The organism is Pseudoselenomonas ruminantium (genome assembly GCF_900142515.1).
Taxonomy (GTDB): domain Bacteria; phylum Bacillota; class Negativicutes; order Selenomonadales; family Selenomonadaceae; genus Selenomonas_A; species Selenomonas_A ruminantium_D.
This window is the reverse complement of the sequence record NZ_FRBC01000033.1, coordinates 1-25,843: the sequence shown is the minus strand read 5'-3', so window position 1 is coordinate 25,843 and position 25,843 is coordinate 1. Positions and strand designations below refer to the sequence as shown.

30 protein-coding genes are annotated in these 25,843 nt (G+C 49.0%); 8 read left to right on the top strand and 22 right to left on the bottom strand.

Annotated elements, in window-relative coordinates; translation table 11 throughout:
- The coding region (locus tag BUB68_RS13340; protein WP_073092383.1) for a transposase at nt 1-190 on the top strand (190 nt) is incomplete at its 5' end.
- A gap of 132 nt (nt 191-322) precedes the next feature.
- On the opposite strand, the gene BUB68_RS13335 is transcribed toward BUB68_RS13340, so the two are convergent.
- From BUB68_RS13335 to BUB68_RS13315, 5 genes are all read right to left on the bottom strand, one after another.
- Nucleotides 323-928, bottom strand: coding sequence for a DUF1847 domain-containing protein (locus BUB68_RS13335; protein WP_073092377.1), 606 nt, complete (start codon nt 926-928; stop codon nt 323-325).
- 26 nt (nt 929-954) lie between these two features.
- Nucleotides 955-1,707, bottom strand: a complete 753-nt coding sequence (locus BUB68_RS13330; protein ID WP_073092375.1) for a DUF134 domain-containing protein — start codon at nt 1,705-1,707, stop codon at nt 955-957.
- A gap of 90 nt (nt 1,708-1,797) precedes the next feature.
- Nucleotides 1,798-2,484 (bottom strand): dethiobiotin synthase, encoded by a 687-nt coding sequence (gene bioD / locus BUB68_RS13325; protein ID WP_073092372.1) that lies wholly within the window; start codon nt 2,482-2,484, stop codon nt 1,798-1,800.
- A complete protein-coding gene (locus tag BUB68_RS13320; RefSeq protein ID WP_073092369.1) occupies nt 2,481-3,071 on the bottom strand; it encodes a biotin transporter BioY in 591 nt (196 codons plus the stop codon). The genes bioD and BUB68_RS13320 overlap by 4 nt, the downstream gene beginning before the upstream one ends.
- Nucleotides 3,072-3,149: 78 nt before the next feature.
- Complete coding sequence (locus BUB68_RS13315) at nt 3,150-4,421, bottom strand: aminotransferase class III-fold pyridoxal phosphate-dependent enzyme (RefSeq protein ID WP_073092366.1); 1,272 nt, start codon at nt 4,419-4,421, stop codon at nt 3,150-3,152.
- A gap of 281 nt (nt 4,422-4,702) precedes the next feature.
- Between BUB68_RS13315 and BUB68_RS13310 the strand changes: the two genes are divergently transcribed.
- The gene (locus BUB68_RS13310; RefSeq protein WP_073092362.1) at nt 4,703-5,296 is read left to right on the top strand and encodes a hypothetical protein; all 594 of its coding nucleotides are present in this window, start codon (nt 4,703-4,705) and stop codon (nt 5,294-5,296) included.
- A gap of 156 nt (nt 5,297-5,452) precedes the next feature.
- On the opposite strand, the gene BUB68_RS13305 is transcribed toward BUB68_RS13310, so the two are convergent.
- From BUB68_RS13305 to BUB68_RS13275, 7 genes are all read right to left on the bottom strand, one after another.
- Nucleotides 5,453-6,577: a ParB/RepB/Spo0J family partition protein gene (locus BUB68_RS13305; protein WP_073092359.1), complete on the bottom strand. Its 1,125-nt coding sequence runs from the start codon at nt 6,575-6,577 to the stop codon at nt 5,453-5,455.
- Complete coding sequence (locus BUB68_RS13300; RefSeq protein ID WP_073092356.1) at nt 6,570-7,607, bottom strand: AAA family ATPase; 1,038 nt, start codon at nt 7,605-7,607, stop codon at nt 6,570-6,572. The genes BUB68_RS13305 and BUB68_RS13300 overlap by 8 nt, the downstream gene beginning before the upstream one ends.
- A gap of 201 nt (nt 7,608-7,808) precedes the next feature.
- Nucleotides 7,809-8,933: an MBL fold metallo-hydrolase gene (locus tag BUB68_RS13295; RefSeq protein ID WP_073092380.1), complete on the bottom strand. Its 1,125-nt coding sequence runs from the start codon at nt 8,931-8,933 to the stop codon at nt 7,809-7,811.
- Nucleotides 8,934-8,948: 15 nt separating this feature from the next.
- Nucleotides 8,949-9,428: a flavodoxin gene (locus BUB68_RS13290; protein ID WP_073092353.1), complete on the bottom strand. Its 480-nt coding sequence runs from the start codon at nt 9,426-9,428 to the stop codon at nt 8,949-8,951.
- A 24-nt stretch (nt 9,429-9,452) separates the two neighbouring features.
- On the bottom strand, nt 9,453-11,201 hold the full coding sequence (locus BUB68_RS13285) for a 1-deoxy-D-xylulose-5-phosphate synthase (RefSeq protein WP_073092350.1): 1,749 nt from the start codon (nt 11,199-11,201) through the stop codon (nt 9,453-9,455).
- A gap of 194 nt (nt 11,202-11,395) precedes the next feature.
- Nucleotides 11,396-12,052 (bottom strand): vWA domain-containing protein, encoded by a 657-nt coding sequence (locus tag BUB68_RS13280; RefSeq protein WP_073092347.1) that lies wholly within the window; start codon nt 12,050-12,052, stop codon nt 11,396-11,398.
- 77 nt (nt 12,053-12,129) lie between these two features.
- Complete coding sequence (locus tag BUB68_RS13275; protein WP_073092344.1) at nt 12,130-13,170, bottom strand: macro domain-containing protein; 1,041 nt, start codon at nt 13,168-13,170, stop codon at nt 12,130-12,132.
- 172 nt (nt 13,171-13,342) lie between these two features.
- Between BUB68_RS13275 and BUB68_RS13270 the strand changes: the two genes are divergently transcribed.
- The 3 genes from BUB68_RS13270 (at nt 13,343) to BUB68_RS13255 (ending at nt 15,815) form a co-directional block, all read left to right on the top strand.
- Nucleotides 13,343-13,714 (top strand): MerR family transcriptional regulator, encoded by a 372-nt coding sequence (locus BUB68_RS13270; protein ID WP_014431054.1) that lies wholly within the window; start codon nt 13,343-13,345, stop codon nt 13,712-13,714.
- A 187-nt stretch (nt 13,715-13,901) separates the two neighbouring features.
- Nucleotides 13,902-15,206 carry a purple acid phosphatase family protein gene (locus BUB68_RS13265; protein WP_073092341.1) on the top strand — a complete coding sequence of 435 codons (1,305 nt, stop codon included), beginning with the start codon at nt 13,902-13,904 and terminating at the stop codon, nt 15,204-15,206.
- A gap of 390 nt (nt 15,207-15,596) precedes the next feature.
- Nucleotides 15,597-15,815, top strand: a complete 219-nt coding sequence (locus BUB68_RS13255; RefSeq protein ID WP_073092338.1) for a helix-turn-helix transcriptional regulator — start codon at nt 15,597-15,599, stop codon at nt 15,813-15,815.
- A gap of 147 nt (nt 15,816-15,962) precedes the next feature.
- Here the strand turns inward: BUB68_RS13255 and BUB68_RS13250 are convergent, their stop codons facing one another.
- The 4 genes from BUB68_RS13250 to BUB68_RS13235 all read right to left on the bottom strand — a co-directional run bounded on the left by BUB68_RS13250 (nt 15,963) and on the right by BUB68_RS13235 (nt 18,256).
- Nucleotides 15,963-16,343 carry a PH domain-containing protein gene (locus tag BUB68_RS13250; RefSeq protein WP_073092335.1) on the bottom strand — a complete coding sequence of 127 codons (381 nt, stop codon included), beginning with the start codon at nt 16,341-16,343 and terminating at the stop codon, nt 15,963-15,965.
- A gap of 175 nt (nt 16,344-16,518) precedes the next feature.
- Nucleotides 16,519-16,998, bottom strand: coding sequence for a pyridoxamine 5'-phosphate oxidase family protein (locus tag BUB68_RS13245; protein WP_256625962.1), 480 nt, complete (start codon nt 16,996-16,998; stop codon nt 16,519-16,521).
- Nucleotides 16,999-17,217: 219 nt separating this feature from the next.
- A complete protein-coding gene (locus BUB68_RS13240; RefSeq protein WP_073092329.1) occupies nt 17,218-17,820 on the bottom strand; it encodes a hypothetical protein in 603 nt (200 codons plus the stop codon).
- 37 nt (nt 17,821-17,857) lie between these two features.
- Entirely contained in the window at nt 17,858-18,256 is a 399-nt protein-coding gene (locus BUB68_RS13235; RefSeq protein ID WP_073092326.1) for a hypothetical protein, read from the bottom strand.
- Between the two features lie 124 nt (nt 18,257-18,380).
- Here BUB68_RS13235 and BUB68_RS13230 point away from each other — a divergent pair, with 124 nt between their 5' ends.
- Both BUB68_RS13230 and BUB68_RS13225 read left to right on the top strand, forming a co-directional pair.
- The gene (locus tag BUB68_RS13230) at nt 18,381-19,247 is read left to right on the top strand and encodes a LysR family transcriptional regulator (RefSeq protein ID WP_073092323.1); all 867 of its coding nucleotides are present in this window, start codon (nt 18,381-18,383) and stop codon (nt 19,245-19,247) included.
- A gap of 98 nt (nt 19,248-19,345) precedes the next feature.
- Nucleotides 19,346-20,329, top strand: a complete 984-nt coding sequence (locus BUB68_RS13225) for a YeiH family protein (RefSeq protein ID WP_073092319.1) — start codon at nt 19,346-19,348, stop codon at nt 20,327-20,329.
- A gap of 49 nt (nt 20,330-20,378) precedes the next feature.
- On the opposite strand, the gene BUB68_RS13220 is transcribed toward BUB68_RS13225, so the two are convergent.
- Both BUB68_RS13220 and BUB68_RS13215 read right to left on the bottom strand, forming a co-directional pair.
- Entirely contained in the window at nt 20,379-20,873 is a 495-nt protein-coding gene (locus tag BUB68_RS13220) for a flavodoxin family protein (RefSeq protein ID WP_073092316.1), read from the bottom strand.
- Nucleotides 20,874-21,194: 321 nt separating this feature from the next.
- Complete coding sequence (locus tag BUB68_RS13215) at nt 21,195-21,986, bottom strand: MBL fold metallo-hydrolase (RefSeq protein WP_073092313.1); 792 nt, start codon at nt 21,984-21,986, stop codon at nt 21,195-21,197.
- 142 nt (nt 21,987-22,128) lie between these two features.
- Here BUB68_RS13215 and BUB68_RS13210 point away from each other — a divergent pair, with 142 nt between their 5' ends.
- Nucleotides 22,129-23,058, top strand: coding sequence for a LysR family transcriptional regulator (locus BUB68_RS13210; protein WP_073092310.1), 930 nt, complete (start codon nt 22,129-22,131; stop codon nt 23,056-23,058).
- Here the strand turns inward: BUB68_RS13210 and BUB68_RS15710 are convergent.
- The 4 genes from BUB68_RS15710 to BUB68_RS13190 form a co-directional block, all read right to left on the bottom strand.
- Nucleotides 23,036-23,278 carry a hypothetical protein gene (locus tag BUB68_RS15710; RefSeq protein ID WP_256625960.1) on the bottom strand — a complete coding sequence of 81 codons (243 nt, stop codon included), beginning with the start codon at nt 23,276-23,278 and terminating at the stop codon, nt 23,036-23,038. The two genes, BUB68_RS13210 and BUB68_RS15710, sit on opposite strands and share 23 nt — an antisense overlap.
- Before the next feature lie 8 nt (nt 23,279-23,286).
- Nucleotides 23,287-23,571, bottom strand: a complete 285-nt coding sequence (locus tag BUB68_RS15705; protein WP_256625959.1) for a flavodoxin family protein — start codon at nt 23,569-23,571, stop codon at nt 23,287-23,289.
- Between the two features lie 700 nt (nt 23,572-24,271).
- Complete coding sequence (locus BUB68_RS13195; RefSeq protein WP_073092305.1) at nt 24,272-25,396, bottom strand: MBL fold metallo-hydrolase; 1,125 nt, start codon at nt 25,394-25,396, stop codon at nt 24,272-24,274.
- A gap of 25 nt (nt 25,397-25,421) precedes the next feature.
- The coding region (locus tag BUB68_RS13190; RefSeq protein ID WP_073092302.1) for a flavodoxin family protein at nt 25,422-25,843 on the bottom strand (422 nt) is incomplete at its 5' end.

The window sequence follows — 25,843 nt, the reverse complement described above, 5'->3', positions numbered from 1 at the left end:
AGCACTGCTGAGAATGAATCGCTCCATACAATCAGAAGGTACTTTTGGCGTAATGAAATATGATCGCTGGTATAAACGAGTCGTAAGAAAAGGCATGGAACAGGTAAGACTGGAAATTTTCCTTGTTTCTATAGGGCATAATCTTTATAAATACCATAATAAAATCAATCGAGTAAAATTAGCCGCATAAACAGATAATAAGCTACTTTATGGGGAAAGGGGCATTGCGCCCTTTTTTAGATTATAATGGTATAAGATACAAAATCACGCAATAAAAAAGCGCTGTGGATAAAATGCTTTCGCATTTCATCACAGCGCCTTGTCAGACTTCTCCCTCATCCAGGAGATTCAATTTCTTTTTCCAATATCTGGAGTAGACAGCACCCAAAGGATTATGAGCCAGCAGTCGGTCCTTCACCACCAAAGCGGTGACAGGACCGGGGCAGGCGGCATTGAATAACGCATCATGCCCCACACAAAGCCCGCAGGAGATAAATAACTCTGTCCCTTTATCAGCCAGGATTTTTGCCTGGATCTTGGGATTGCACATAGCTTCGTGTGCCAGTTCCGGCTTGACTTGTTTGAGGTCAAGCTCTTTCTTGTTGAAACTGCAGGTCTTGCAGCAGACGCTATAAAAATCAAACCCTTGCTGCTGATAATAACGGGCAATGATTCTGGCTTCGGCATTGAGTCCGATACAGAAGGCCATGCCCAGTTTTTTATATCCCATGGCTTTGGCAAACTCTGCGGTTTCCTGCAAACGGGTGATGTTGCTATAGAACGTCCCTTCCACATAAGCAGCAGCTTTCATGATGCGCCTGTCCTCTTCACTATAGGCAGACAGGATTTCTTCCCGTTCCAGGCCGGTGCAGTTCACCCCCTTGGTATAGCAGGCATGTGTCCTGCAGTTGGCGCAATCAGCTTTCATAAGATTGCCCTCCGTTCACTTTGCCTTTAATGGCAGCCGCCATGACCATGACCATGACCGCCACAACCATGGCTGCCGCAGGTATGGCCTTCACCGTGGTCATGATGATTGCAGCGCACAGCCGGATCATACGCCAGCTTGCCGTCCAGGAATGCATGGACGGCTGTATCCGCATCGCCCTGCACACCGCCATAAAGAGCAATACCGGCATTGGCCAGCGCATTCTGGGCCCCAGCACCAATGCCGCCACAGATCAGGGTGTCAATATCTGCCTCCTGCAAAAGAGTAGCCAGAGCTCCATGTCCGGCACCATTGCTGCTCAAGACATGGGATTCCTGGATAACGCCTTCTTCGATGGTATAGACTTTGAACTGGCTGGTGTGACCGAAATGCTGGAAAATCTGTCCATTTTCATAAGTAACGGCAAGTTTCATGGTATGTTCGCTTCCTTCCTTCACTAAACGCCTAAAAGGGGCATGACTGGAACAGGCTTTGCAAAGTTCAAAGCTGCCACCTGTAATGACCAACGGACGGGCTTCAACCAGACAGCCGGCAATACGCTTGCGAGCCGCCACATAAAGGGCCTGTACGGTGGTACGCGCCACGCCCATCACCCGGGCACATTCTTCCTGTGTCATGCCTTCATAATCCATGAGCCGTATGCACTCATACTCCTCGATGGTAATGGCAACAGGTGGATTGTCACCAGCTGCCTCAGGAATGAAACGGGAAACAGCGGGCAGGGCATGGATGCGCTTTAATTTTGTGGGCCTGCTCATAATAACCTCCTTTTTTGACATATGTCATATTCTATTATAAATCTTTTTTGTCATATGTCAAATACTAATTGGTCAGGCAGTCAGAAAGGATCAAGCAAATAAAGCCGCTAATTTTTCTGCCGGAAGGCCAGGGAGTTCGTTATCCCCTTTGGCGATACAGGACAGGACTGGCAAGCCCGTCATTTTTTCACACATACGCCGGTTATCTTCTTCCATCACATCGCCGCGATGGAAATTATTGAAGAAAATCCCCTTCAGCGGGAGTTCTTTCTGTTTCATATAAGCATAGGTCAATACCACGCTGTTGATGGTTCCCAGACCAGCGTCCGCCACCATGATGCTGGGCAGCTGCAGCTTGCGGACAATATCTTCCAACTGGATACGTTCTTCATCCCAGCTGATGGGACAAGTGATGCCGCCGCTGCCCTCTACTACGACATAATCATGCTTCCGGCTGACCGCATGGAAGGTTTCCTCCACAACTTCCATACGCACCGGATGGCCTTCAATGCGTGAAGCCAAATGAGGCGATACCGCATTTTCATATACATAAGGACACATGCTGGCAAGACTTTGGGAAAGCTGGGCAAACTCCTTGACAAACAGGGCATCACCTGGAATCAGAGTGCCATCAGGCCGGCGGTCATTACCGCTCATTGCAGCCTTATAATAAGCTACATCCATACCAGCATCATGAAGTGTTTTCACGATAAGGCCTGCCACATAGGTCTTGCCAATCTCGGTGCCTGTTCCGGTCACGAAAAGATTCCGGCTCATGCGCACACCTCCTTATGCGATACAGTTTCTTTGACTTCGGTTATCCAGACACCACTCTGATAGCAGCGCATACCGATAGCTGCTGCAGCCAGACACAACAGGAAATCAGGCGGAGCCTGCAGGATACCGCAATAGAATATAGCTGTCCAGAGCGGGATCGGTGCAGCAATCACATAATTGGAGACCAGATAGAACCAGGCAATGCCAATCGCATAAACGATGGCCATCCCGCCCAAATTTGCCAGCAGCAGCTGACGATAAGAAACTGCAACTCCGCGACGGGCAAAAAAGCCACCAAACCAAGCCTGCAGGATGAAAGACAGCAGATAGCCAAAGGTCGGCTGCAGGACATAGGCCGGGCCGCCACCAGAGGCAAAGACAGGCACTCCCAGCAACCCCAGCAATACATAAGCCCCCACAGCCATCGCTCCCAAACGGGCCCCTAGTACCAGACCTGCCAGCAATGTGAATAAAAATTGCAAGGTGTAGACATCGGTTCCCACGGGAATGCGGATAAATGTTCCCGTGGTAATCAAAGCGATAAACAAACCGCATAGAACTATTTCACGAACGGTCAGATGTTTCATTAGCTGTAACCTCCATTGTTAACTTTTATTGAATATAGGTTGACCATTCAGGCAGACTTGTCCCCTAAACAGCCGGATTCACCCGCGCTGAAACCATTCCTTCATGACGTCAAAAATATGGACCAGTTCGTCATCTGTCAGAATATAGGGAACCATAGAGTACAGGTAGTTCAAGAACGGGCGGGCAAAGACACCGCGTTCATAGGCAAATTGCTGATACCCGGCCAGCGTTTTTGCATCGTATACCTCAATGCAGGCGCACCCTCCCATGATGCGCACTTCGCGGATGCGCGGATCTGTGAAGCCAGCCAGTTCCCGCCGTGTGATCGCTTCAATATGGGCGACCTTGGCCGGGATATCCAGCTGATCAAACAATTCAATCGACGCCTTGGCTGCGGCACATGCCAGGGCATTGCCCATGAAAGTCGGGCCATGCATCAGTGCTTTTTCCGGGGCATCATCATAAAAAGCCGCAAAGACTTTCTGATTTGCTACGGTAACAGCATGACCAATATGCCCCCCGGTCAGCCCCTTGCCCAATACCAGAATATCCGGCAGCACCGCATCGGCCACAAAACGGTGGCCTGTGCGGCCAAATCCCGTTGCGACCTCATCGAAGATCAGCAATACACCATACTTATCGCAAAGTTCCCGGGCCCGCTTGAGGAAGGCGATATCGTACATGCGCATGCCCCCGGCTCCCTGCAGCAGCGGTTCGACGATGAAACAATTCAATTCATCCTGATAACGGGCAAAGGCTTCCTCAAGAGCAGCGATTTCGGTTGGAATATGGATAACATAGGGATTCTTGCCATAGACCTGCAGAACGAAGTGGTAATCCTCATCATCGCCCACCGCCATCGTTTTGAAGGTATCACCATGATAAGCATGTTCCAAGGCCAATACCTTAGTCCGTCGTACTTCCTGATTATCGACGCTGGTATCACCATGATGGGCATGCTCCAGCGCCAATACTCGTTTATGGCCGGTTTCACCGCGATTGACATAATATTGCAGGGCCATTTTCAATGCCACTTCTACGGCCACACTGCCAGAATCCGAAAAAAAACAATAATTCAGATCACCCGGCAGCCAGGCAGCAAGCTTTTCTGACAATTCCTGCGCCGGCTTATGTGTCAGTCCCCCCAGCATCACATGTGAGAAATTTGCCGCCTGCCGGCAAATAGCTTCCGTGATCTGTGGCTGATGATAACCATAGATTACGCTCCACCAGGATGAAATAGAATCCAACAACTTCGCATCTTGCGTGTAAAGGTAAGCGCCTTTTGCATCGATGATTTCATATGGTTTTTTCATGGTCTTCATCTGTTCATAAGGATACCAGATCATTGAAAAGACCTCCTTCTTGCGTAGTAGATTTCTGCATTGCTATCGCTCCTTTCCAAGACTTCACAAATACCACAATACTCCTCTCCCCTTCTATTGTCAACTTTAAAATAAAATAAGTTGACGTTTCTGATACGAACAATCATGAAAATAGCATACAACAAAAGTAAAAATACACGCATGGACTGCCGTTATGGAGAAATCTGTAGTTGTAACATTTTTTACTGACTTTCTGCTGTTTTTTGGCTATAGTAAACGCATCAACCAATGCAGGAGGAAAAAGAATGAGTGCTTTTTTAGGACCAATCCATTATTGGATGTACGATAAAATCAGGATGCAGGAAGAGTTATTGCAACGATTTGCCAGAAAGGCCGAAGAAGCAGGCTGGCTGGATACAGCCAATGATTTCGTGTATGACGAGAATCGTCCACTGGAAGTAATCATTGATGAAGCCAATATCCACGGCTGGCTCAGCAACTGGATTGAAAGCGTAGAAAAACGCTATGCAGAGTTGACGGTCAAAATCCTGGAAGGCCATGAAGAGCGGCTGGATGATTTGAAGATCATTGCTTATGACTTCGGCACAGAACAGGCTGCGGCGGCAGACAGCACAGCGGCTCTGTGCTATAAACGAATTGAAGATTGTACCCTCAACGGCATGCCCTGCGACGGTGTCAATATCGTTACAGACAAAAGCGAAGACCATTTCAGTTGGGAACAGCGCTTTGATGTGCATGGCATTTACTGGACAAAAGCAGGTGGCAAGGCAGAACATTACTATCAACTGCGTAACCAGTTGATTGCCGGCATCCTTTCCCAGACGACTTTTACGCTGGCTATGCCGAAACCAAATGAATATGCGCTTTGCCCAGCTTAATGACTCTGCCATATATAAAGGAAAGAGACAATCCGCTGTCTTCGATAAAAAACATCCCCAGTGATATCACTGGGGATGTTTTCTGTACAGAAACACGCCGTTCCCAAAACAGGCTTGCGAAAAAACAATTCGGGATGAAATTCATCCCAAATTGTTTCAAACCATCTCTTTTTTCTTTGCTTCCGCGAACAGTCGCCGCAATATATCCTTTGTCTGTTTGGAAATGCTGTTGTCTGCACATACATTCCATTCGATGATATCACGAATTTTCTCCAGTTCATCCTCCGAACAGAACATCAGGACAGGCTTGTAATCAGCAGGAAGCTGCTCCGTCAATTCAGCCTTTGCAGTGACTGTGAAAACTTCTGGAGCTGTAAATAACTCATCAAGGTCAGCTATGGATCTCGCTTTTTTGAGTTTTGCCAGCTGTGAAGACGTCAATCTGTTCTTATAAAGCTCATTTTCATATATATATTGCTGCAATTCTGGTTCCAGAACAGCGATGGCTCTTGCCAGCTGATTGGTGATCCTGTTATTACGGTCGCCAGCATCAACCAGCGGCCAAAACTCGGAAATCAGGTTTCTCAACCGATACAAATCTTTGATTGTTCCAATAGGCTCACCCAAAGCCAAGGCGACATTGTCAAGAGCACGGGTACGGCGCGTATCTGGTCTCCTGGAAGAACGTGTATCTTTCTCCAGCTGTGCCATAGTTATGACGGAACGGGCTTTTACAGCAGTAGAGTTCTCACGACGAATCACATTGTCGAAGATAATGATCTTTCGAGCCTCTATTTCGTCGAGTTCACTATAGTCATAGACATTACAGTCCATTACCTCAAAACGTTTAGCCTGTTCCTGGTCACCAACTTCCAAGAATATCTCATGGAGCTTCTGGATTGCCTGAAATCTGGTGTGACCGCCCAGAATGGTATAGGTTCCGTTGGGCTGTTTCCAGACTATAGCAGGGGTAAGCTGTCCATATACAACGATGTTCTTCATCAACTCTTCGAGAACACCATTATTCTGGGCAGGGAAGAAATTCCAACCTTCATCAGCAGGAACCAACTTTTCCAAAAGAATCTGCTCTCTGGAAAATACAGGATACAGGCTCTCTATCTTCTCCTGTCTTTCCTTGGATGCTTTGGCCTGTTCCCCATTCAATTCCTTCACATCATCCTGGGATAGATTCGTCCAGTAATCCAGGCTGGAAGCGCCATCACCATAGTTGTCGGAAATGAAATTATCCATAGTGGAAGAAAGATCCATTTTTTTACTCATTTGCTAATGCCTCCGTTACCTCAAAATAGAGTTTCTCAAAGTCCTTGCCAACCTTGTTCGAACGGAAACGCTCCGTAACTGCGCGGTGCACAATAACTGCTTTCCGGACATCTTCACTGTCACGGATTACCGTGTCGAAGAATTTGCCCTCATCCGTGCCACCGTTTACTTCAGCTATAACTTCAGGAATGGTTTCTCTGGCCGTAGGAATGAACTGCTTTGCCGAACCAGTATTAGCCTTGACCCGATTGAAGAAATATCCCAGAAGCCGGATATTCGGATTCATGATCTTGCGAGCCTGAATTATCTTCTTATATACTTCCTTGAAACCAGAGACAGAGCTTGGGTCTGGTTCAAGCGGAATGATCACATGGTCACATGCCTGAAGCGGATAAGATGTTGGCAGGCCAGAGGAGGGATGCGTATCCATCAGGATTACATCATATGCCTTTATCGCCTTGACCGCATTCATCATTTCAATCCAAAGATTGACATCATTATCCAGCTTAGCCTTACGGATCTGAGAAAGGAAGCCATCTTCCTCGATGAAAGGATTGCCTGGGATTATATCTATGTTTTTGTACTGCGTGGGAAGTATGAACGTATTGATTGGAATATCCGGATTGACCAGACGTGTAATGATGGCCCCCTGAATATCTCTCTTGCCATCAATGCTGGCCTTCATGATCTGAGTGAGATTTGTTTGCGCATCAGCATCGATAAGAAGCACCTTCTTTTTGCCTATCACAGAAAACAGATAGGCAAGAGCAGCGGTAGTCGTGGTCTTGCCGACGCCTCCTTTACCGCTTGCCACACAAATAATATGCTGTGTCTGTCTTTCTTCTCCATCACTCATAAGTTGAATTCCACCTTTCTCTGCATACTTTGCAAGCAGTCCCATCACAGCTTCATCAATCAGAACAGAAGTTTTAACACCGAGAGACTTACTGAGAGCACGAAGTCTGTCTCTTAACGCAATGGATATACTCACATTAAATGCTGTTCTTTTCACAGGAGCATTCTTTGGCATGTATATTCTCCCCCTAAAACATGAGCATGTTTTATAGGTTTAGTGTATATTATTTTTGGATATCTGTCAATCTCAAAGTAGGTAAAAGAATTCGGGATGAAATTCATCCCGAATTCAAATATCTATAACCAGACAGGATACAACCGAACAAGATTTACAGCTAAAAATGCGTCATCAAATACGATGACGCATTTTTGGCTGCTATTTCATTTTTTCCCACCAGAACTCAAAGTTCTGGGTGTTGTCACGGTCAAGATAAGCCACCTCCCCGATTTCCGGAGTCAGCATTTTATACCCCCGCCCCTGGCTAAAACGAGTCAGTTCCCGATAAGGTTCCTGCCAGGGATGACGGGAAAGGGCAAACTTGCCGCCGTGGGCAGGCAGAAGCAATTTTGCTCCCACATCCGATGCTGCCTGGGCCGTTTCCTCTGGCAGCATATGAATCGCATGCCAGGCCATATTGTACTGGCCGTTTTCGCCAAGCCTCAGATCAAAACCGCCAAACTTTTCGCCGATGGCTTTGAAATGCTTGCCATAGCCCCCGTCGCCGGTATAATAGACCTTACGCCGGGGCGTCACAAAGGCAAAGCCGCACCACAAGGTTGGATTACGGTCAAGGAAACGGCCAGAGAAGTGCTGGGAGGGCAGGATATGGACAGAAAAATCCTCTGCCAGCCGGACTTCCGTATCCCAATCTTCTTCCCGCATAATTGACATATCAAAGCCCCAAGATTCGAAGTGCTCACCTACCCCCAAGGGGCAGACAATCTGCTTTATCTTGGACTTCAGGGCCATAACGGTAGGATAGTCCAAATGGTCCCAATGGTCGTGGGAAATGGCCAGCACATCAATCTCCGGCATATCGTCAGCGGTGTAGACATTGCTGCCAGGAAAGACCTTGTTGATGAAGAACACCGGGGAAGCAAAATCGCTGAATACCGGGTCAATCAGAATCCGCTGTCCTCCCAGCTGTAAAAAGAAGCTGGAATGCCCCAGCCAGACCACAGCATCCTTATCTTTGTCCAAAGCCTTCAGATCTGTCTTTTGAGATAGCATGGTTTCCTGGGGAGATAGCTCGGATTTATCCCCAAAGAGGAATTTCGCCGTGGCCACGAAGCGGTTTTCTCCGCTCTCCTCATTCATAACCTGCACTGGCACCAGATTCTGGAACTGGCCGTTTTTATAATGAGGTGAGGCCTGTATACGGGCCAGTCTTTCCCCCTGGGGCAGGCGGCCGAACTCCGGCCGCTGAGTAAAAAGCCAGCCGCTGGCAGACAGCATGCCCAAAGTACCAATACCTCCCATGATAAATGTCCTGCGATCCATCATGCTGCCCCACCATCAAAGCTGCAGACTGTCCACCCAGTCTTTCAGTTCAGCAACCGCAGGATTGCCGTTCAGGAGTTTTCCCTCCATAACTGTCGCCCCGGGGCTGCTGTCCTGAAGGCCTGCGACGCTCTTGCCAAAGCCGCTGCCGCCGGAAGTGGCAAAGAGAATAATCTTCTTGCCGGTCATATCATAGCCTTCCAAAAAGCTATTGATGATGTGGGGAGCCACATACCACCAGATGGGAAAGCCCAGGAAAATCACATCATAATCTCCCATATTTGCCACCTTTCCTGCCACCACAGGGCGGGAGGAAGCGTCCCGCATCTCCACGCTGCTGCGGGAGTTCTTGTCCTGCCAGTTCAGGTCAGCACTGGTATAAGGCGTTTCCGGCTTGATTTCAAAAAGGTCAGCTCTTGCAGCTTCAGCCAGCCTGCTGGCAACTTTGGCGGTTACACCACTGGCGGAAAAATACGCAACTAAAGCTTTACTCATAATGGATTCGTCTCCCTTCATCGCTTACAAAGTGTTCATGATATCTGCGGCAATCTGTTCAGCAGTCAAATGATGCTCCTGCGCCAGCTTGCCATAATCATAGCGGTCATAGAATTTCTTGGGCAGGCCAAAGTTCAACACCTTCATCCTGTCTGCACCATAGAAGCGGGCAATCTTTTCGCCGAAGCCGCCTTCCAGCACGCCATCTTCCAACGTTACCACCATATCGTGGTTTTCTTTCAGGCTTTCCAGCAATTCCTCATCCAGCCCCGTGATAAAGAGCGGATTGATTACCGTAGCCTCAATGCCCTGTTCTTTGAGCTTGGCTGCCACTTCTTCCGCCAGATTGTAGAAACTGCCCAGACCGAGAATAGCCACCTGGCTTCCCTGGCGGACCACCTCGTACTTGTTAAGCTCGTTATAGCTCTTGCGGACAGGACGATTGGAGCTCCCCACCATCATATGGGGCACGCGGATAGCTACCGGGTATTTTTCCTGCGCCACCGACCAGTCCAGCATGGCCTGATATTCCTCCGGCGAGGTCGGTGCCAAGTAAACCAGATTGGGGATATTGCTCATCATGGGGATGTCGTAGAAGCCCAGATGAGTCACATCATTCATGCTATACATGGAGGCCCAGAATACCAGGAAGGTTGCGGCGCTGTTATTGACGCATACATCCTGTGCCAGCTGATCATAGGTACGCTGGAAGAACGAGGAATAATCCCCAAAGACCGGATGGGCACCATTTTTCGCCAAACCGGATGCCATAGCCACCGCCTGCTCCTCAGCAATGCCCACGTCGATATAATGCTCACCCAGTTCCTCACGGCGTGCCTGGGTAAGCCCCATGCTGGCAGGCGTAGCGGCCGAGATGGCGATAAACTTCTTATCCTCCTTGGCCAGTCGCAGGAAGGTTTCTGCCGTCTGCTCGGCATAGGGGTCAACCAGTGGCTGTTTTACTTCGCCGGTCTCGATATCAAAGGGCATATGCCAATGCCATTCTTCTTTATTCTCTTCGGCAAACTTATAGCCTTTTCCTTTTTTGGTGACGATATGCAGCACCACAGGATGATCGATATCCTTGACTTCCTCCAGAGCCGCAATCATCGCCTCAGCATCATTGCCATCGGCCACGAAGCGATAATCAAGCCCCATAGCCTTGAACAGGTTACGTTCCGACTGGCCATTGGTATCCCTCAACTCCTTGAAGCCCTTATACATGCCGCCATGCACCTCGGCAATGCTCTGGTCATTATCGTTGAACATAATAATCAGGTTCGACTTCATCTCCCCGGCAGTATCCAGGCCTTCCAAGGCTTCGCCGCCACTCATGGAACCATCACCGATAATGGCGATGATGTTTTCCTTGTCTCCTTTGAGATCACGGGCCTTGGCCAGCCCTGTTGCCAAACTGATGGAAGTGGAGGTATGCCCCACATTGAACATATCATGCGCGCTTTCCTCGGGGTTGGTATAGCCCGACACATCATCATAATGCTCCTCATAGAGATAGGCATTCTTGCGGCCCGTCAGCATCTTATGGGGATAGGCCTGATGGGAAATATCAAAGACAAACTTATCCTTCGGTGAATCAAAGACCGTATGCAGGGCGATAGTAGCCTCCACAATACCGAAATCGGGGCCGAAGTGACCACCGTGGATGCTTGCTCTTTTCAGCATGGCATCCCGCATTTCACGAGCCAGCACCTTACGCTGTTCTGCGGAAAAACCTTTGATATCTTCAGGACGATTGACTTTCTCTAAATACATGAATTTTCTCCTTTACTTTATCGGATAAACATCTTTCGTTCAGCTGATGTCTGTAAGTCTATACCCTTGAGTGAACTTCAAGTCAATACCCCATTGGAAAATTTTTTTCAGTTGCAAAAAAGGCACGAGCCTTTAACCCGTGCCAATTCTTAGCTTATATGTATTTCCATCCCATCTTTAAGGAAAACCTTCTGTTATTTCCGGCCACCACGCCGCATCATATCTTCGTCAATTTTTCGTTTCCAGCTTGCCGCCAGCAGCATATCGCTGCTGCGAACATGTTGTATGGCCGCACTCAGAACTTCGAAATTAAGCGCTGTCCCTGCCTCATCACATTGATAGGTAACGGCCCGGTCTGCGTGAATGCCAATGCTTCCCGCGGCCTTGATGGCATCCATGTTGGCCCCCAGGAAAAGGAACTCCCAGCCATGCTTCTCCTTCTGCCGCTCCACCATCTGCTTTACCTGCTTGTAGTTATACCGCCGGCTGGCATTTTCCAAGCCATCTGTCGTGATGATGAACACCGTCTTTTCCGGCCTGTCCTCTTCACGGGCATACTTGTGAATATTGCCGATGTGATGGATGGCACCGCCTACGGCATCCAGCAGTGCCGTACACCCCCGGACGAAGTAGGTATCTTCTGTGAGCTTTTCTACCTTCTCCATCGGCACCCGGTCATGGATGACATCACAGGTATCATCAAACAGCACCGTGGAAACAATAGCTTCACCTGTCTCCTTCTGCTGCTTCCTGATAAGCGAATTGAAACCACCTATGGTGTCAGCCTCCAGACCGCTCATCGAGCCGCTCCTGTCCAGAATGAACACAATTTCCGTCAAACCTTTCTTCATGGAAAACGCCCCCTTATCTTTGATGGTTCTATTCTACCTAAGACAAGGGGGCATTTGGTCGCCTGTCAAGCGACAAATCAGCAGCCAAGCAATGGCTGCTCGAAAGCAAAGAGCGTTTCATTGATGGTAATGATGTCAAACTCGCCATGCTGAATGAAGTATTCCACGATGATATCCGATTTGCTGCTGTGGGAAAGGGCATAGCCTGCCCGCCCTATAAAGTCCTTCGTCTCATCAAGATTCAGCTCCAGGGCAACGGCAAAGGCCAAGGCCGTAGACTTGCGCGGCTTGTAGGCAGGGTTATTGCGAATTTTCGAAAATAGCTTACGGTCAACATTGGCTTTCTTGTAAACCTCCGAATCTGTCTTGCCTTTGACATCAATCAGCCTCAAAAGTGCCTCAGAAAATGTGGCATCTACTTCAGCCAGCAAATCCTCCAATGAACGCTTTTTCTTATTTTTCTTCTGGAGACAAAATTGTGAAATAGCTGCTACTGCACCAGCGCAGGCTTCATCGCCTAGATATTTCGGTGCCGCCAGCAATCTGCGCCTGTCCCGGGAGTCATCACGATATTCCTCGTCCAGCAGTTCTTCCACATATCTTGCATCCAGATAACTTTGCACATCCTCAAACAGGCTGCTGGAAATCTTGAACGCTTTTTGGTCAAACACCACAAGGTAGACCTCCATCTCATGCTCAGATAGGAAGTCACGTATCGCCTGCGTTGCCACCGCTATGGCTATCTCCGCCGGACAGCCAAATATCCCCGCCGAGATAAGCAGAAATGCTATGGATTTGCAACCATTATCCTCTGCCAATTGCAGGGAATTTCCGTAGCAACTGGCCAGCAGTTCCCTCTCTCCATGCGTGCCCCCCTGCCAGACCGGCCCCACGGTATGGATGACAAACTTGGCACGGAGAGCAAAGGCTGGTGTAATAAAGGCCCTGCCAGTAGCAATATCGCCGATTTTCTTCCGTGCCGCCAGCAGCTCTGTACCGGCAGCTTTATGTATAGCCCGGTCAACGCCACCACCCACGATAGGCTTGGGATTCGCCGTATTGACAATGACATCCACCTGCATTTTCGTTATATCATTGCGGACAATTTCTAATGGCATCAGTTATCCCCTCCATCCCCTTCATTCTCCCATACTGATTCGTCAACCACCTGCTCTATTCCTTTATTGCAACACCTTCCCCCAAATATGCGGAAAAACTTCTTGACTTGGAGTGGACTCCAAATGCTACACTTAATCCATGATATGAATTTGACCACAGTGAGGTGAGATTATGACCATCAAAGAAGTAAGTGAGAAATACGATCTGTCCGCTGACACCATCCGCTATTATGAACGGATTGGCCTTATCCCCCATGTCCCCCGCAAGGAAAACGGCATCCGGGACTTTGACGAGGCCTCCTGCGGCTGGGTGGAATTTATCAAGTGCATGCGTGGCGCCGGGGTTCAGGTAGAAGCCCTCATCGATTACGTTGCCTTGTTCTTTCAGGAAGGCACCGAGGCAGCCCGCAAGGATATTCTCGTGGAGCAGCGTGCCCGCCTGCAGGAACAGCTGGAAAACTTGCAGTCCACCCTGAAGCGGTTGGACTACAAGATTTCCCATTATGATGAGATTCTCAAATGCTCGGAAAAACTCAAATCATAATCCCCATCTTCCCGATTAACCCCAAGTGCAGAAAACTGGTGCCAGCCGCAAGCTGACACCAGTTTTCCTTTTATTGCGCCTTTTGGAGAATTTCCGCCAACAATCCTCCGAATATTTTCCTTGACTTGAAGCTGGCTCCAAGTAGTAAAGTATAGTTGATAAATCATTTATATTTGAGGATGAACGCATGAAAAACGAACCAAAGAACAAAAAACTGCTCTCACGCCGCAGATTTCTGAAAGGGATTGCCGCCGGAGCTCTGTTGCTGGCCGGAGGTGCTTATTTTGCAAAAGGCTCCCTCTACCGGCAGGCCGTCACGGGCGTACGGTCTTTGACGGAAGATTTGCAGGCCAGATTCCTGCGGCAAATGATGACAACGGATGCCGCCACCAACCGGGTGCTGATGTGGCAGGCGGCCAGCAGGCTTTCCCAGCCGCAGGTGGAGTACCGGCTCAGTGGGCAGCATGATTCGCTGACGATTGATGCACAGGAAGACTTTTTCACCGATGATGGCGTGGAAAACCTACAGTATCTGGCCCGGCTGGATAACCTCACCCCGGAAACGGACTACGAGTACCGGCTGGTATCGGAAGGCCATGCCAGCGACTGGCACAGCCTCAAAACTGCCGGAACCAGTGCCTTCAAGTGCCTGCTATTCCCCGACTCCCAGTCCAGCGATTACAGCGACTGGGAAAATCTGGCCCAAACAGCGGCAAAACTTAATCCCGATGCGGAGTTCTTTATCAATATGGGCGATATCGTGGACAATGGCGAAGACCACACCCAATGGCAGGCCTGGTTCAATGGCGTAGACGGAATCATTGACCGCATCCCCTTTGCTCCCTTGATGGGCAACCATGAGACCTATGACCTGAACTGGAAGGTGCGCCTGCCCGAGGCCTATCTCCATTACTTTGCCGTGCCGGACAACGGCAGCAAGGATTTTGCCCGCTATTATTATGACTTCGACTATGGCAACGTGCATTTCATGGTGCTCAACAGCCAGTGGGATGAGACAGAAGACTTCAAGCCCGGCCTGCTGGAAGAACAGAAACAATGGCTGCAAAAAAGCGCGGCAACGAGCAAGAAACGTTGGCAGATTGTGCTCATCCATAAGGACGTGCTGCAATACCGCATCACCAAGCGGCCCGAGCGGAAAGAGGGAATTTCCGGTTTGGGCGAGGCCTTTATGCCCCTCTTTGACGAGCTGGGCATTGATGTGGTCTTTACCGCCCATCTGCACACTTACCGCAACCGGGGACATATCCGCAACTTCCAGCGGGACAACAGCGGCCCCCTTTATATCCTCACCGGCGTGGCCGGCAATGTCCGCTACCCCGGCCTCTGGATTGACCATGCTTTGGACGAAAAGGTGGCCCCCCAGCCGGAAACCGACAATTACCTGACACTGGAGGCAAATGAAAACCGCCTGCTCATCAAATGCTTCCTGCCAGACGGGCAGGAAATCGACCAGGCGGTGGTTGAAAAATAGGCGGGTTACCACGCTATTGGCATCCAATCTTCCTGCGCAAGACAACCATATCGATAAGCTGTCTGCCTCCCTCAAAGATAGCATGATCATAATTATCCAAGAAAAAATTCCTTCTCACGCCATAACGGACAAAGCCACAATGTTCATAAAAAGGAATGGTGAGAGGGCTGTCCCCCGTGCCGACCTGAATGAAAGCAAAATCCGCTGCATATCATCCTGCATTTTTGCTCTGAAATCTTTGCAAGTCAAGCCCGCATGATCCTTATAAGCATATATATTATTTTTGATGGATGTGTTCCATTCAAGATTGATGCCTCTGTCATTCTAGGAATTGCCTATATGTCTACCGAATGGATATTCCATCAGTTGGAAAGGGGCGAGGAATGAACCATGACTGAGCTTATTACTAAAATATATGAACTGCGCCGCGCCAGAAAGATGTCTCAAAACGAGTTAGCTGAAGCCGTAGGTGTCCGCCAGGAACCCCTTTCCCATCTTGAAAACGGTAAATATGTCCTTTCTCTGAAATTAGCTATGGATGTTGCCAAAGTCTTTGGTAAAACCGTTGAAGATGTCTTTGAATTTATTGAAGAAGAAACTGAAGATTAAAGCCATATTTTTCAACCAATCGTTCACTTCAAGCTAAATCTCTCCAAAAACAATTCGGGATGAAATTCATCCCGAATTGTTTTTAGTTTTTTCCTTAGATTTATCAACAGCAAACATATTTCACAGAATATCTTTGTTCTGATCAATTCACTTTCCCACACACTCGGCTAAAAGTGCCTGCACCTTATAGACATCCGCATCCTTGCTGAACGTATAGACCAGTGGTTCTGCACCCAAACCAGCTACCCATATTTTTAATTCCGCTTCCAAATCAAAGTGGCCCGTGGATTCCACAGCGAAATGCCGGATGCTCCTATAGGGGATGGAGTGATAATCCACTTTTTTGCCGGTTGCGCCCTGTATGTCCACCAGGATAAGCCGATAATCGGTAAAAATCAACAAATCCCTGACCCACTGATAGGCTTGCAGCACATCTTCGTTCCGTCCCAAGAGTTTTCCATAATCCTTCTTTACATCCGCAAGATCCGTTTCAGATGCATTACCAATCAAACCACTAATAATTCCCATTGAAATACGCCTCCTTAATCTGCTGCGTCAGCACCGTCTTGAACCTCTGCCGCCTGCTTTTCCCTTTTGGTCCCCTTCATAGTGCGATAATATTCATTAAACAAGGACATGAATTTTTTGCCTGAGTCGGATATGCTTTTCGTAACGTTTATGGATGCGATATTGCCATACATCCTTATGACTCATTCACCAGCTTGCCCGTCATATGCTCGATGCCCATCGCCAGACATTGCACCCGCGGCAGGGCATTTTTTAATTCCTTCTCCAGATATTCCTGATCGTCGGTGAATTTGCCTACGAGATGCGTACATATCCTGCGGGCCACTTCTTCGTCCTCCACCAGGCGGATTTTGCCGAAGGCGATAACACTCTTGATATTGAGGGCCCATTCCCCGTCTTTGCGGTAACCTTCGTCATAAGCACAGAAGCTGGCCTTATCGCATTTTTTGATGGCTTCGATTTTGTGTCCTGCCTTGGCTCCATGGAAATACAACTTGCCATCTTCCTCACAATACCAGTGATTTATAGGCAAGCCATAGGGATAGCCGTCCTCCCCCAGCAGGGAAAGCACGCCTCTCTTGGCATCTTTCAATACCTCACGGCATTCCTCTTCGGTAATCTGCTGCTTGAAGCGTCTCATATTCCTGAACATCATCTGCTCCTCCTCATATAAATAACGCCATATCTTTATCTTCTTTTGACCTAACGATAAAGATATGGCGTCTTTCCTGCTACCCGGTGGCAGCAGGCACCTGTTTATTTCTTATGCTTCTATGTTACCACGCTATCGTGGGCAAATCAACCCCAGTGCCGGACTGTATCCCCCATTGATGCAAAGGACCTGCAATGTCAGCCAGATTGACCAGTCCCACGATTACGCCGATAGCTTTGTTCCTGCGTTATTTTCCGTATATTCGGCTTGCAGCTTATCCAGTCCGGACATGATAGCATCATAGGTGTCCAGACAGATTTGGGGCAGGTCTTTTTCCTTGGTGGCTGCCTGATAATCCCGGCGGAAAATGGCCACGGCCTTGGCGATTTCCTGACGGATTTCCGCAATCTTATCAGGATTGCCTTGCGCGACCTGGGCAGCCATGCTGAGGATGCAGCCTGTGACCGCTTCCACGGAATAGGGCCCGCCGGGGCCAATCGCCCGGACGGCGTCTTCGTAACTGGGGAGCACTTCAGGAACCCTGAATGTCTCCCCCAGCTTGAAGTGCCCACCGGAATTATAATAGGCCTGCCAGCTTAAATTGTCACGGGTTTGTCCTTGGATGCTCTCCACAGTATCCTTGTTTTCCGCGGGCTGAACCAGGGACAGGCTGGCCGTTGGCGCAGCCTGGGGTATAGTATTTTCCGTTTCAGGCACGGCAAATTCCCCTATGATGTCCCGGAAATTCTCGTCTGTTGCAACCCGTAACGGACTGACGCTGGCAGAGGTTGTACGTTCGTGCAACTTGCTGATAGAAATATCCATGCGATTACCTCCCATTCTTAAAAACATTTTACCCGTTTCAACGAGATTTCAGCATATTCAACATCAAAGATTCCGTTTCCGCACAGGCAAGATTCTCTTCGGTTCCCTCTACTGCCTTGCCGGATTTTTCCACCTGGGTACTGAATATCGTGGGAATTTTTTCCGGGTTGGCTGCATGGGTTTTATTCTGGGAAACAATGCGCTTGCCTTCATAAACCGTAGTGAGTACGGAGCCATCCGACATAACCTGCGTGACCACCGTGGTTTCCTCACCACTGTGGTCACCTGTATCCCGGATACCACCACCTGTTTCCAACTGCCTCAGCATATGGGAAAAAGTTGGTTTGGAGGTCAGAGTCTTATCCTCCTTTGACTGTTCTGCCGGCACCACTGTCACATCACGCCAAAGTGTATTCTGCATTACCCGAAGTTCCATAATAACCTCCTTTGTAAAAATAAAATCTCTACCCTATATATCGTCAATCGATGGATTTTGATAATACCAATTACTTCGCTTATACTTATATAAAAGAGTATTTGCACAGATAAGGAGTAATTCTATGACCTTGCGCCATTTCCAGATTTTCTTATGTGTCTGCGATGAGGATGGCATGACACGTGCCGCCGAAAAACTGCATATTTCCCAGCCCTCGGTGAGTCAGGCCATCCGGGAGCTGGAGGAGCATTATGGGACGAGGCTCTTTGAACGGCTGGGCAAGAAGCTGTTTCTGACCGCGGCCGGGGAGGAGCTCCTGCAATATGCCCGCCATATCGCGGGCCTTGTTGACCGGTCAGAATCTGCCATGCGGGATTTTGCCGCTGGCTCCCCCCTGCGGATTGGTGCCACCCTCTCCATCGGCGAAAGCGTATTCATCCCGTTACTGGACCGATTCCGCAAGACCTCCCAGCAACAGGTAATCTCTTCGATTCATAATACCGCCACACTGGAAAAGGCCCTGCTGAATGATGAATTGGATCTGGCTTTAGTGGAAGGAACCATTCATTCCCCCTACCTGAAAGAACGCGCCTTTATGGCCGATGAATTAGTGTTCTTGACTGCTCCGGATAATCCGCCGCCCCATACCATTGCCGAGCTCTCCCGTCTGCCCTTCATCACCCGCGAGGAAGGAAGCGGCACGCGGGAACTCTTTACACGAAAAATGTCGGAACAGGGCATCAAGCCGATGATAATCGGCACTTACAATAATTCCGAAAGCATCAAGCAGGCAGTCATGGCAGGCTTTGGCATAGCTGTCCTGTCCGAACGGGTTGCCCGGCGGGAACTTGACGCAGGAAACCTTATCCAGTTTGCAATTCCCGGCATATCTTTTACCCGCACCTTCCGGATTGTCTGCCATATCAACAAATACCTGACGCCGGCCATGGAGGAGTTCATTGGCCTCTGCGCTCAGGAAGGAGATTCATAGGCAACCGCCTATGATAATCATCAAATCATAGTATTTTACAATTTACCTAGTGAGTGCTAGGATGTTTCCATAATGATATTCGAGGAGGCATCCTGATAATGAAAAAAGAACACATCCACGGTATTTTGCTGGCTCTGGTCATTGCCATTCCAGCCTGGCTCTTGGGCAGGCAATTCCCCATTATCGGTGGACCAGTATTCGGCATCCTGCTGGGCATGCTGCTGGCGGGAATAAACCGCCCCGCCGCGCTGGAGCCGGGTATCGCCTTTACCGGCAAGAAAATCCTGCAATATGCCATCATCCTGTTGGGTTTTGAGATGAATCTCTTCCATGTGCTAGACATCGGCAGCCAGTCCTTCTCCGTCATGATCTTCACTCTGCTGACAGCTTTTATGACAGCCTGGGGGGTAGGCAGACTGCTGCATCTTGACCGCAATACCACTACCCTTATCGGCGCCGGCACGGCCATCTGCGGCGGTTCGGCCATTGCAGCAGTTGCCCCGGTCATTGGCGCCAAGGACAAGGACATCGCCTTTTCCATCTCCACCATTTTCCTCTTCAACGTGCTGGCTGTATTCATCTTCCCCTTTTTAGGACATCTGATGAACATGTCCGACCTGGGCTTTGGTATGTGGGCCGGTACCGCAGTAAACGATACCTCTTCTGTGGTAGCAGCCGGTTATTCTTATAGCGAAGAAGCCGGCGGACTTGCCACCATCGTCAAGCTGACCCGGGCCTTGATGATTGTCCCTGTCTGCCTGATTTTTGCCCTGCTCATGGCACGAGAAAAAGCCAGCACTGGCGCTGGCTTCAACTTCCAAAAGATTTTCCCCTGGTTTATCCTGTGGTTCGTGGCAGCTTCCATCGTCAACACCACTGGCATTCTGCCGGAAACACTCTCGCAAACGCTGGGTACCTGCGGCAAATTCGCCATTGTCATGGCCATGACGGCCATTGGCCTCAACACCAGACTCGGGGAACTCGTAAAACATGGCCTGAAGCCCATCTTCCTGGGGCTCTGCTGCTGGGCAGCAGTGGCCTGCATGTCCCTGCTGGTACAGTATTTACTTGGCATTATTTAGATAAGAAACGGTCAGCTGACTTTTCACGTCAGCTGACCGTCTTTAGCTTTTATGATTTTTTCTGCAAGGAGCCCAGCTGTTCCCCCATTCTCTTGCCGTAGGTAATAAACAACTCCTCGAAGTCCTCAATATTCTGACTCATGCCTACAGGACCGAGATGGATAACGGGCTTTCCGCAGGAACTGCCCCCAGAATAAACCATCATGCCCGCCACCATCATAAACACAATCATTTCCTTGATGGCATTTTCTGCACCGCCGTGGATATACTGCTCCGTCGCATAGGCACCGCCCAACTTTCCTGCCAGATTCAGCTTCTTGATATTGCTTTCCAGCCAATTTTTCATTTTCCCCGTAACAGAAGCCATATAGGTAGGAGAACCAAAGATAACCATATCAGATTGTTTGATATAATCCAAATCAGCCTCGTCAATATTGAAGCACCTTACATCACTGTATCCAGTTTCCATAACCCCCTGGGCAATAAATGCCGCTGCCTTTTCTGTTGTATGTGTCCTTGAATCGTAAACAATCGCCGTTTTCATATATAAACCTCCAACTTGATTTCTGTAATAAGCTTATAATAGCATTATAGCCCCTTTTTTACCACTAAATACATTTTAAACTTTTTGTTCCCCGATTGGATTTCACCGACAGGTTATTTCATATACAACATAAAAAACATAAAATCAATCCCCGACTTTATGCTCAAGCAAAAGAATAACTCCCTTCCATTTATATGAAGACGCTGTGAAGATGCGGACTATAAAAAGTCACGTTCTTCACAGCGTCTTTTATCGCTTCCTTATCCTGGCGGCCCTTATCGACCTTGTCAGGCTGACCATGGATTTTCAAACAAGTATTGCTTAGTAGCAAAGACTTTCGCCATCAGCTGGCATATCATAGTCTTCCACATGACGGGCCATGAGCAGGGAACGCATCGTATGACGGGTAATGGTAGCGTGAGCAACATTATCCAAATGTGTAAGATAAAGTCTAGCCTGCGGTGCTTCCATGGCCACAGACCAAACATCCTCATCATTCATAATCAAACGGCCATTTTCTACCAATTCAGCAGCGGAACAGTTAAGGGCAATAACCTCCGGGCTGAACTTGCGAATATTTTCCTGCACTTCAGGATACCAAACTGTATCCCCAGCCAGATAGAACGTTTTCTCCTTAGGGGAGGTAAACATGATCCCCATGGCTTCACCACAAGGAACTACAGTTCCATGACGAGCAGGCACCTGCGTCAGCCTTGCCGCACCAAAATCCATCCCCTCACGGGAAAGGACGATAATCTTCTTAAAGCCAGATTTCTCGAAAACAGCTGCATCTTCCTCATTTTGACAGATGACTGGTACATCTTTGTCTAAGGGAGCCCCCACTGTGCCATCCATTGCCATATCAATGTGGTCCGGATGAATATGCGTTACCACATAATAATCAACCCCCTGCAATATTTCTTCCACGGACACGGGCAGGTCATAAAAGGGCATAGCCATGTTCTCCTTTACAGGATCTGGCACATGGAAGGGCATCCCCGGTATGTCAACAAACGACAGCACATGTTTGGGTGACAGCCATGGGTCAATCAAAAAAGTCTTGCCAGCAAATTCCAAACGGTTGGTGGCATTACGTATCTGTGTCAATTTCATGTTAAAAGCTCCTCTCACACATAGATTGCTGACTTATCTCTTACTGCTATTCTAACAATCGAATAATCCGTCAACAAGCAAATGCTTCGGCACTTGCCGCAACCATTCTGTTGCGGTAAACTAAAACCAGGAGGTGTTTCCCATGAATCAAAAACAACTGGAATACTTCATCGAGGCCTATCGCAGCCGCAATATTCAAGCTGCGGCTGATAAACTATATGTCAGCCGTCAGGGCATCAGCAAAATCATCCGCCAGTTGGAAAAAGAGCTTGGTCAAGTTCTTTTTAACCGCACACCACGCGGTCTGGAACCAACGGATTATGCCACCACACTGCTTCCCCATGCCCAGCGTCTTTTGGATGATTATCGCTATATCGAGGGCATGAATACCCTGGCCTCTCAGTCAAAAAGCGTTGTTACCATTTATGCCCTTGACCATATCCTGGCCTACCTGGGGGCCAATTTCCTGCTGGAATTTCATGCGGCCCACCCCGATATTATCCTCAGCGTTGTGGATACCACAGATGATGCTGCCCTTGACGGCCTTGCCGCCAAGAAATGCAATTTTGCCATAGTGACAGGCCCTTTGGACAACAGCCGTTTCCAGGGTGATGAGCTATTCTTTTCTCGATACTGTGTCCGCCTCCATAAAAACCATCCCCTGGCCGCCAAACCAGAACTATCCTATGCCGATTTGGATGGGGAAACCATCATCAGCAAAGGCCGGGCTTATCAATGTTTCCGGGATAATATTGACCGGTACATTCTCCTGCCAGGATTGAAAGTGAAGATTCTTGGCGAAACAGCAGATGAATCAATCATCACGGAACTGGTGGCTCAGAATCACGCCATCAACATCGGCTACGATTATGCAGCGGTTCTAAATACCCATGAGGATATCGTTCTTCGCCCTCTGAGCGAAGGCACAGAAAAAGGACAGAGTGTTTACCTTATCACGGATAAATACACTCTGCCCACAACGGCAAGCAAGAGATTCCGTCAGTTTATCTTGGATTGGCTGCCAGCAAGCGGCAAACACATCGTTATACCTAGCTGTTTCCCATCAGTCTAGCCCGGACCAAAGCTTCGTTGCCCTCAATTTCTCCCGCCCCGGTCACACCACCACAAAACAATACGTCTTTAAGCTGAGCTTTTGGAAAACAGGCCACCCAGCCTTCCATTCCTTTGCGGGCACCACCGACAGCATTCGCTTCTTCATCAGCAGCGGTTGCTAATAGATAGACCTCCCGAAAGTTATAATCTGTTGGGAATAACGGATTTGCTCTATCCAAAAGCGTCTTTACTGACCGCACATTTCGTAGTAATAGATAGGTGTTGCAAACACCAATATATCAGCCTTGCCCATCTTTTCCACAATATCGTTGGCATCATCCTTGATTACACACTGCAAAGTCTTCTGACAGGCAAGACATCCCCTGCAAAAACCTAAGGTTTTACCCCGCAGGGAAATCTCCACTACATTATGCCCCGCTTCTCTGGCTCCATCAGCAAACGCTGTTGCCAGTTGTTCTGAGTTGCTGTTTTTCCGCAGACTCGTAGAAATCACTAATACGTTCTTGCTCATACGCTCTCCTCCATCGTAAACGCCAAGTCAAATCAATCTATACCTCTTCGGCCTGTATATGCATACTGGCCGCACTATTCATCACGAAGCACTGCCCCCATAAATGGCCAGGTACTGCCACCGCTACCCCCAGGGCAGAATGCCGATAAAGCCCATCTCCGTGTTCAGTATGCTGAACACCCCCACAGCCAGGATGAACAAGCAACAGATTCTTGTTTTTCACAATTATACTCCCTCTTTGCAAACGAGCCCTCCCTGTGGAGAAGACTCGTCGGCAACTCACTTTAAGTTTTCTCCCAGCACCCACGGAGATGAACTGCTAAACTGGTTAGGCAAGCCTCTGGAAGAGCTGCATATCGCTGGTTCCTACACCCTGCTCTACAACGCCTCCCTGATGGTACGGGAGGGACTTGGCTGTGTTCTGGCCTTCGAAAACATCATCAATACAAAAGGGAGCGACATCTGCTGTCGCCCCCTGAAACCGGAGATTTTTGCTCAGCCATTTATCGCCTAGAAAAAGAATCAGGTATTTTCCAAAGCCTCTCAGAAGTTTTTAGAAGCTCTGAAAAATAGATTTCTGTAAACAGGAACATTCCTCAAACATTTTCTCTGATATTGACCAGACGATGGTTGAAAAACAAGAATAAAAAACTCAATGCAGTAAAAGAGCGTCATCAACATCGATGACGCTCTTTTGCTGTTATTTCATGTCCTCCCACCAGGGCCCAAAGTTCTGAGTGCTGCCACTGTCAAGATAAGCCACCTCCCCGATTTCCGGAGTCAGCATTTTATACTCCCGCCCCTGACTGAAACGGGTAAGCTCCCGATAAGGTTCCTGCCAGGGATGACGGGAAAGGGCGAATTTGCCGCCATGAGCAGGCAGGAGTATCCTAGCCCCCACATCCACCGCCGCCTGGGCCGTTTCCTCGGGCAGCATATGAATCGCATGCCAGGCCATATTGTACTGGCCGTTTTCCCCGAGCATCAGATCAAAACCGCCAAACTTTTGCCCAATGGCCTTGAAATGTTCCCCATAGCCGCCATCGCCGGTGTAGTAGACCTTGCGCACAGGCGTCACAAAGGCCATACCGCACCACAACGTCGGATTGCGCCTCAGAAAACGCCCCGAAAAATGCTGGGAGGGCAGGATATGGACGGAAAAATCATCCGCCAATCTGATCTCCGTATCCCAATCTTCCTCATGGATAATGGAGAGGTCAAAGCCCCACTGCTCGAAATATTCCCCCACGCCCAGCGGACAGACAATATTCTTGATTTTTGGCTTCAGCGCCATCACCGTGGGATAGTCCAAGTGATCCCAATGGTCATGGGAGATGGCCAGCACATCAATCTCCGGCATATCCGCTGCCGTATAGATATTGCTGCCCGGAAAGGCCTTGTTGATGAAAAACACTGGCGAAGCGTAAGAACTGAACACCGGATCGATCAGGATGCGCCGGCCGCCCAGCTGCAGGAAAAACGTGGAGTGTCCCATCCAGACAACCGCATCCTGCGAAACGTCCAATGTCTTCAAATCCGTTTTATCCGAGAGCATTGCCTCTTTGGGTGAGAGCTGGGACTTATCGCCGAACAGGAATTTCGCCGTGGCGACAAAGCGGTTTTCGCCGCTTTTCTCGTTCATGACCTGCACCGGCACCAGATTCTGGAACTGGCCATTCATATAGTGAGGCGATGCCTCCATACGGGCCAGCCGCGCTCCCTGGGGCGGCCTGCCAAATTCCGGGCGGTTCACAAACAACGCCCCATCGCCAGCCAGCATGCCCAATGCCCCCAAACCTCCCAAGATAAAAGTCCTTCGCTTCATACAACATGCCCTTTCTGCTAAAGGTTCAAATATTTTTGCCAACCTGCCGGGCTTTTTCCAAGGCGGCATTGCCGACAATATCGCCTGTGTCCGTCACACCGCCACAGAACAGTGTCGCTTTCAGTTCAGCCTTGTCAAAGCAGTCCACCCAGCCCTGGACGCCGACGCGGGTTCCGGCTACGGTATCTGCTTCATCCTCTGCCGCCGTAGCCAGCAGATAAACTTCACGGAAACGATAATCCGAGGGGAACAACGGATTTGCCCGGTCCAGCAAGGTCTTTAACTGGCCACACATACCATAATAATAGACCGGCGTTGCCAGAACGACCACATCCGCCTGACCGATTTTAGCCGTGATTGCATTGGCATCGTCGTTTATCACACACTGCATGGTCTTTTGGCAGGCCAGACAGCCTTTGCAGAAATTTATAGTCTTATCCCGCAGGG

Bases quoted from the DNA above. Each gene is read 5' to 3' on its own strand.
- BUB68_RS13335 (WP_073092377.1), bottom strand. From the start codon at position 928: ATGAAAGCTGATTGCGCCAACTGCAGGACACATGCCTGCTATACCAAG.
- BUB68_RS13330 (WP_073092375.1), bottom strand. From the start codon at position 1,707: ATGAGCAGGCCCACAAAATTAAAGCGCATCCATGCCCTGCCCGCTGTT.
- bioD (WP_073092372.1), bottom strand. From the start codon at position 2,484: ATGAGCCGGAATCTTTTCGTGACCGGAACAGGCACCGAGATTGGCAAG.
- BUB68_RS13320 (WP_073092369.1), bottom strand. From the start codon at position 3,071: ATGAAACATCTGACCGTTCGTGAAATAGTTCTATGCGGTTTGTTTATC.
- BUB68_RS13315 (WP_073092366.1), bottom strand. From the start codon at position 4,421: ATGATCTGGTATCCTTATGAACAGATGAAGACCATGAAAAAACCATAT.
- BUB68_RS13310 (WP_073092362.1), top strand. From the start codon at position 4,703: ATGAGTGCTTTTTTAGGACCAATCCATTATTGGATGTACGATAAAATC.
- BUB68_RS13305 (WP_073092359.1), bottom strand. From the start codon at position 6,577: ATGAGTAAAAAAATGGATCTTTCTTCCACTATGGATAATTTCATTTCC.
- BUB68_RS13300 (WP_073092356.1), bottom strand. From the start codon at position 7,607: ATGCCAAAGAATGCTCCTGTGAAAAGAACAGCATTTAATGTGAGTATA.
- BUB68_RS13295 (WP_073092380.1), bottom strand. From the start codon at position 8,933: ATGGATCGCAGGACATTTATCATGGGAGGTATTGGTACTTTGGGCATG.
- BUB68_RS13290 (WP_073092353.1), bottom strand. From the start codon at position 9,428: ATGAGTAAAGCTTTAGTTGCGTATTTTTCCGCCAGTGGTGTAACCGCC.
- BUB68_RS13285 (WP_073092350.1), bottom strand. From the start codon at position 11,201: ATGTATTTAGAGAAAGTCAATCGTCCTGAAGATATCAAAGGTTTTTCC.
- BUB68_RS13280 (WP_073092347.1), bottom strand. From the start codon at position 12,052: ATGAAGAAAGGTTTGACGGAAATTGTGTTCATTCTGGACAGGAGCGGC.
- BUB68_RS13275 (WP_073092344.1), bottom strand. From the start codon at position 13,170: ATGCCATTAGAAATTGTCCGCAATGATATAACGAAAATGCAGGTGGAT.
- BUB68_RS13270 (WP_014431054.1), top strand. From the start codon at position 13,343: ATGACCATCAAAGAAGTAAGTGAGAAATACGATCTGTCCGCTGACACC.
- BUB68_RS13265 (WP_073092341.1), top strand. From the start codon at position 13,902: ATGAAAAACGAACCAAAGAACAAAAAACTGCTCTCACGCCGCAGATTT.
- BUB68_RS13255 (WP_073092338.1), top strand. From the start codon at position 15,597: ATGACTGAGCTTATTACTAAAATATATGAACTGCGCCGCGCCAGAAAG.
- BUB68_RS13250 (WP_073092335.1), bottom strand. From the start codon at position 16,343: ATGGGAATTATTAGTGGTTTGATTGGTAATGCATCTGAAACGGATCTT.
- BUB68_RS13245 (WP_256625962.1), bottom strand. From the start codon at position 16,998: ATGATGTTCAGGAATATGAGACGCTTCAAGCAGCAGATTACCGAAGAG.
- BUB68_RS13240 (WP_073092329.1), bottom strand. From the start codon at position 17,820: ATGGATATTTCTATCAGCAAGTTGCACGAACGTACAACCTCTGCCAGC.
- BUB68_RS13235 (WP_073092326.1), bottom strand. From the start codon at position 18,256: ATGGAACTTCGGGTAATGCAGAATACACTTTGGCGTGATGTGACAGTG.
- BUB68_RS13230 (WP_073092323.1), top strand. From the start codon at position 18,381: ATGACCTTGCGCCATTTCCAGATTTTCTTATGTGTCTGCGATGAGGAT.
- BUB68_RS13225 (WP_073092319.1), top strand. From the start codon at position 19,346: ATGAAAAAAGAACACATCCACGGTATTTTGCTGGCTCTGGTCATTGCC.
- BUB68_RS13220 (WP_073092316.1), bottom strand. From the start codon at position 20,873: ATGAAAACGGCGATTGTTTACGATTCAAGGACACATACAACAGAAAAG.
- BUB68_RS13215 (WP_073092313.1), bottom strand. From the start codon at position 21,986: ATGAAATTGACACAGATACGTAATGCCACCAACCGTTTGGAATTTGCT.
- BUB68_RS13210 (WP_073092310.1), top strand. From the start codon at position 22,129: ATGAATCAAAAACAACTGGAATACTTCATCGAGGCCTATCGCAGCCGC.
- BUB68_RS15705 (WP_256625959.1), bottom strand. From the start codon at position 23,571: ATGAGCAAGAACGTATTAGTGATTTCTACGAGTCTGCGGAAAAACAGC.
- BUB68_RS13195 (WP_073092305.1), bottom strand. From the start codon at position 25,396: ATGAAGCGAAGGACTTTTATCTTGGGAGGTTTGGGGGCATTGGGCATG.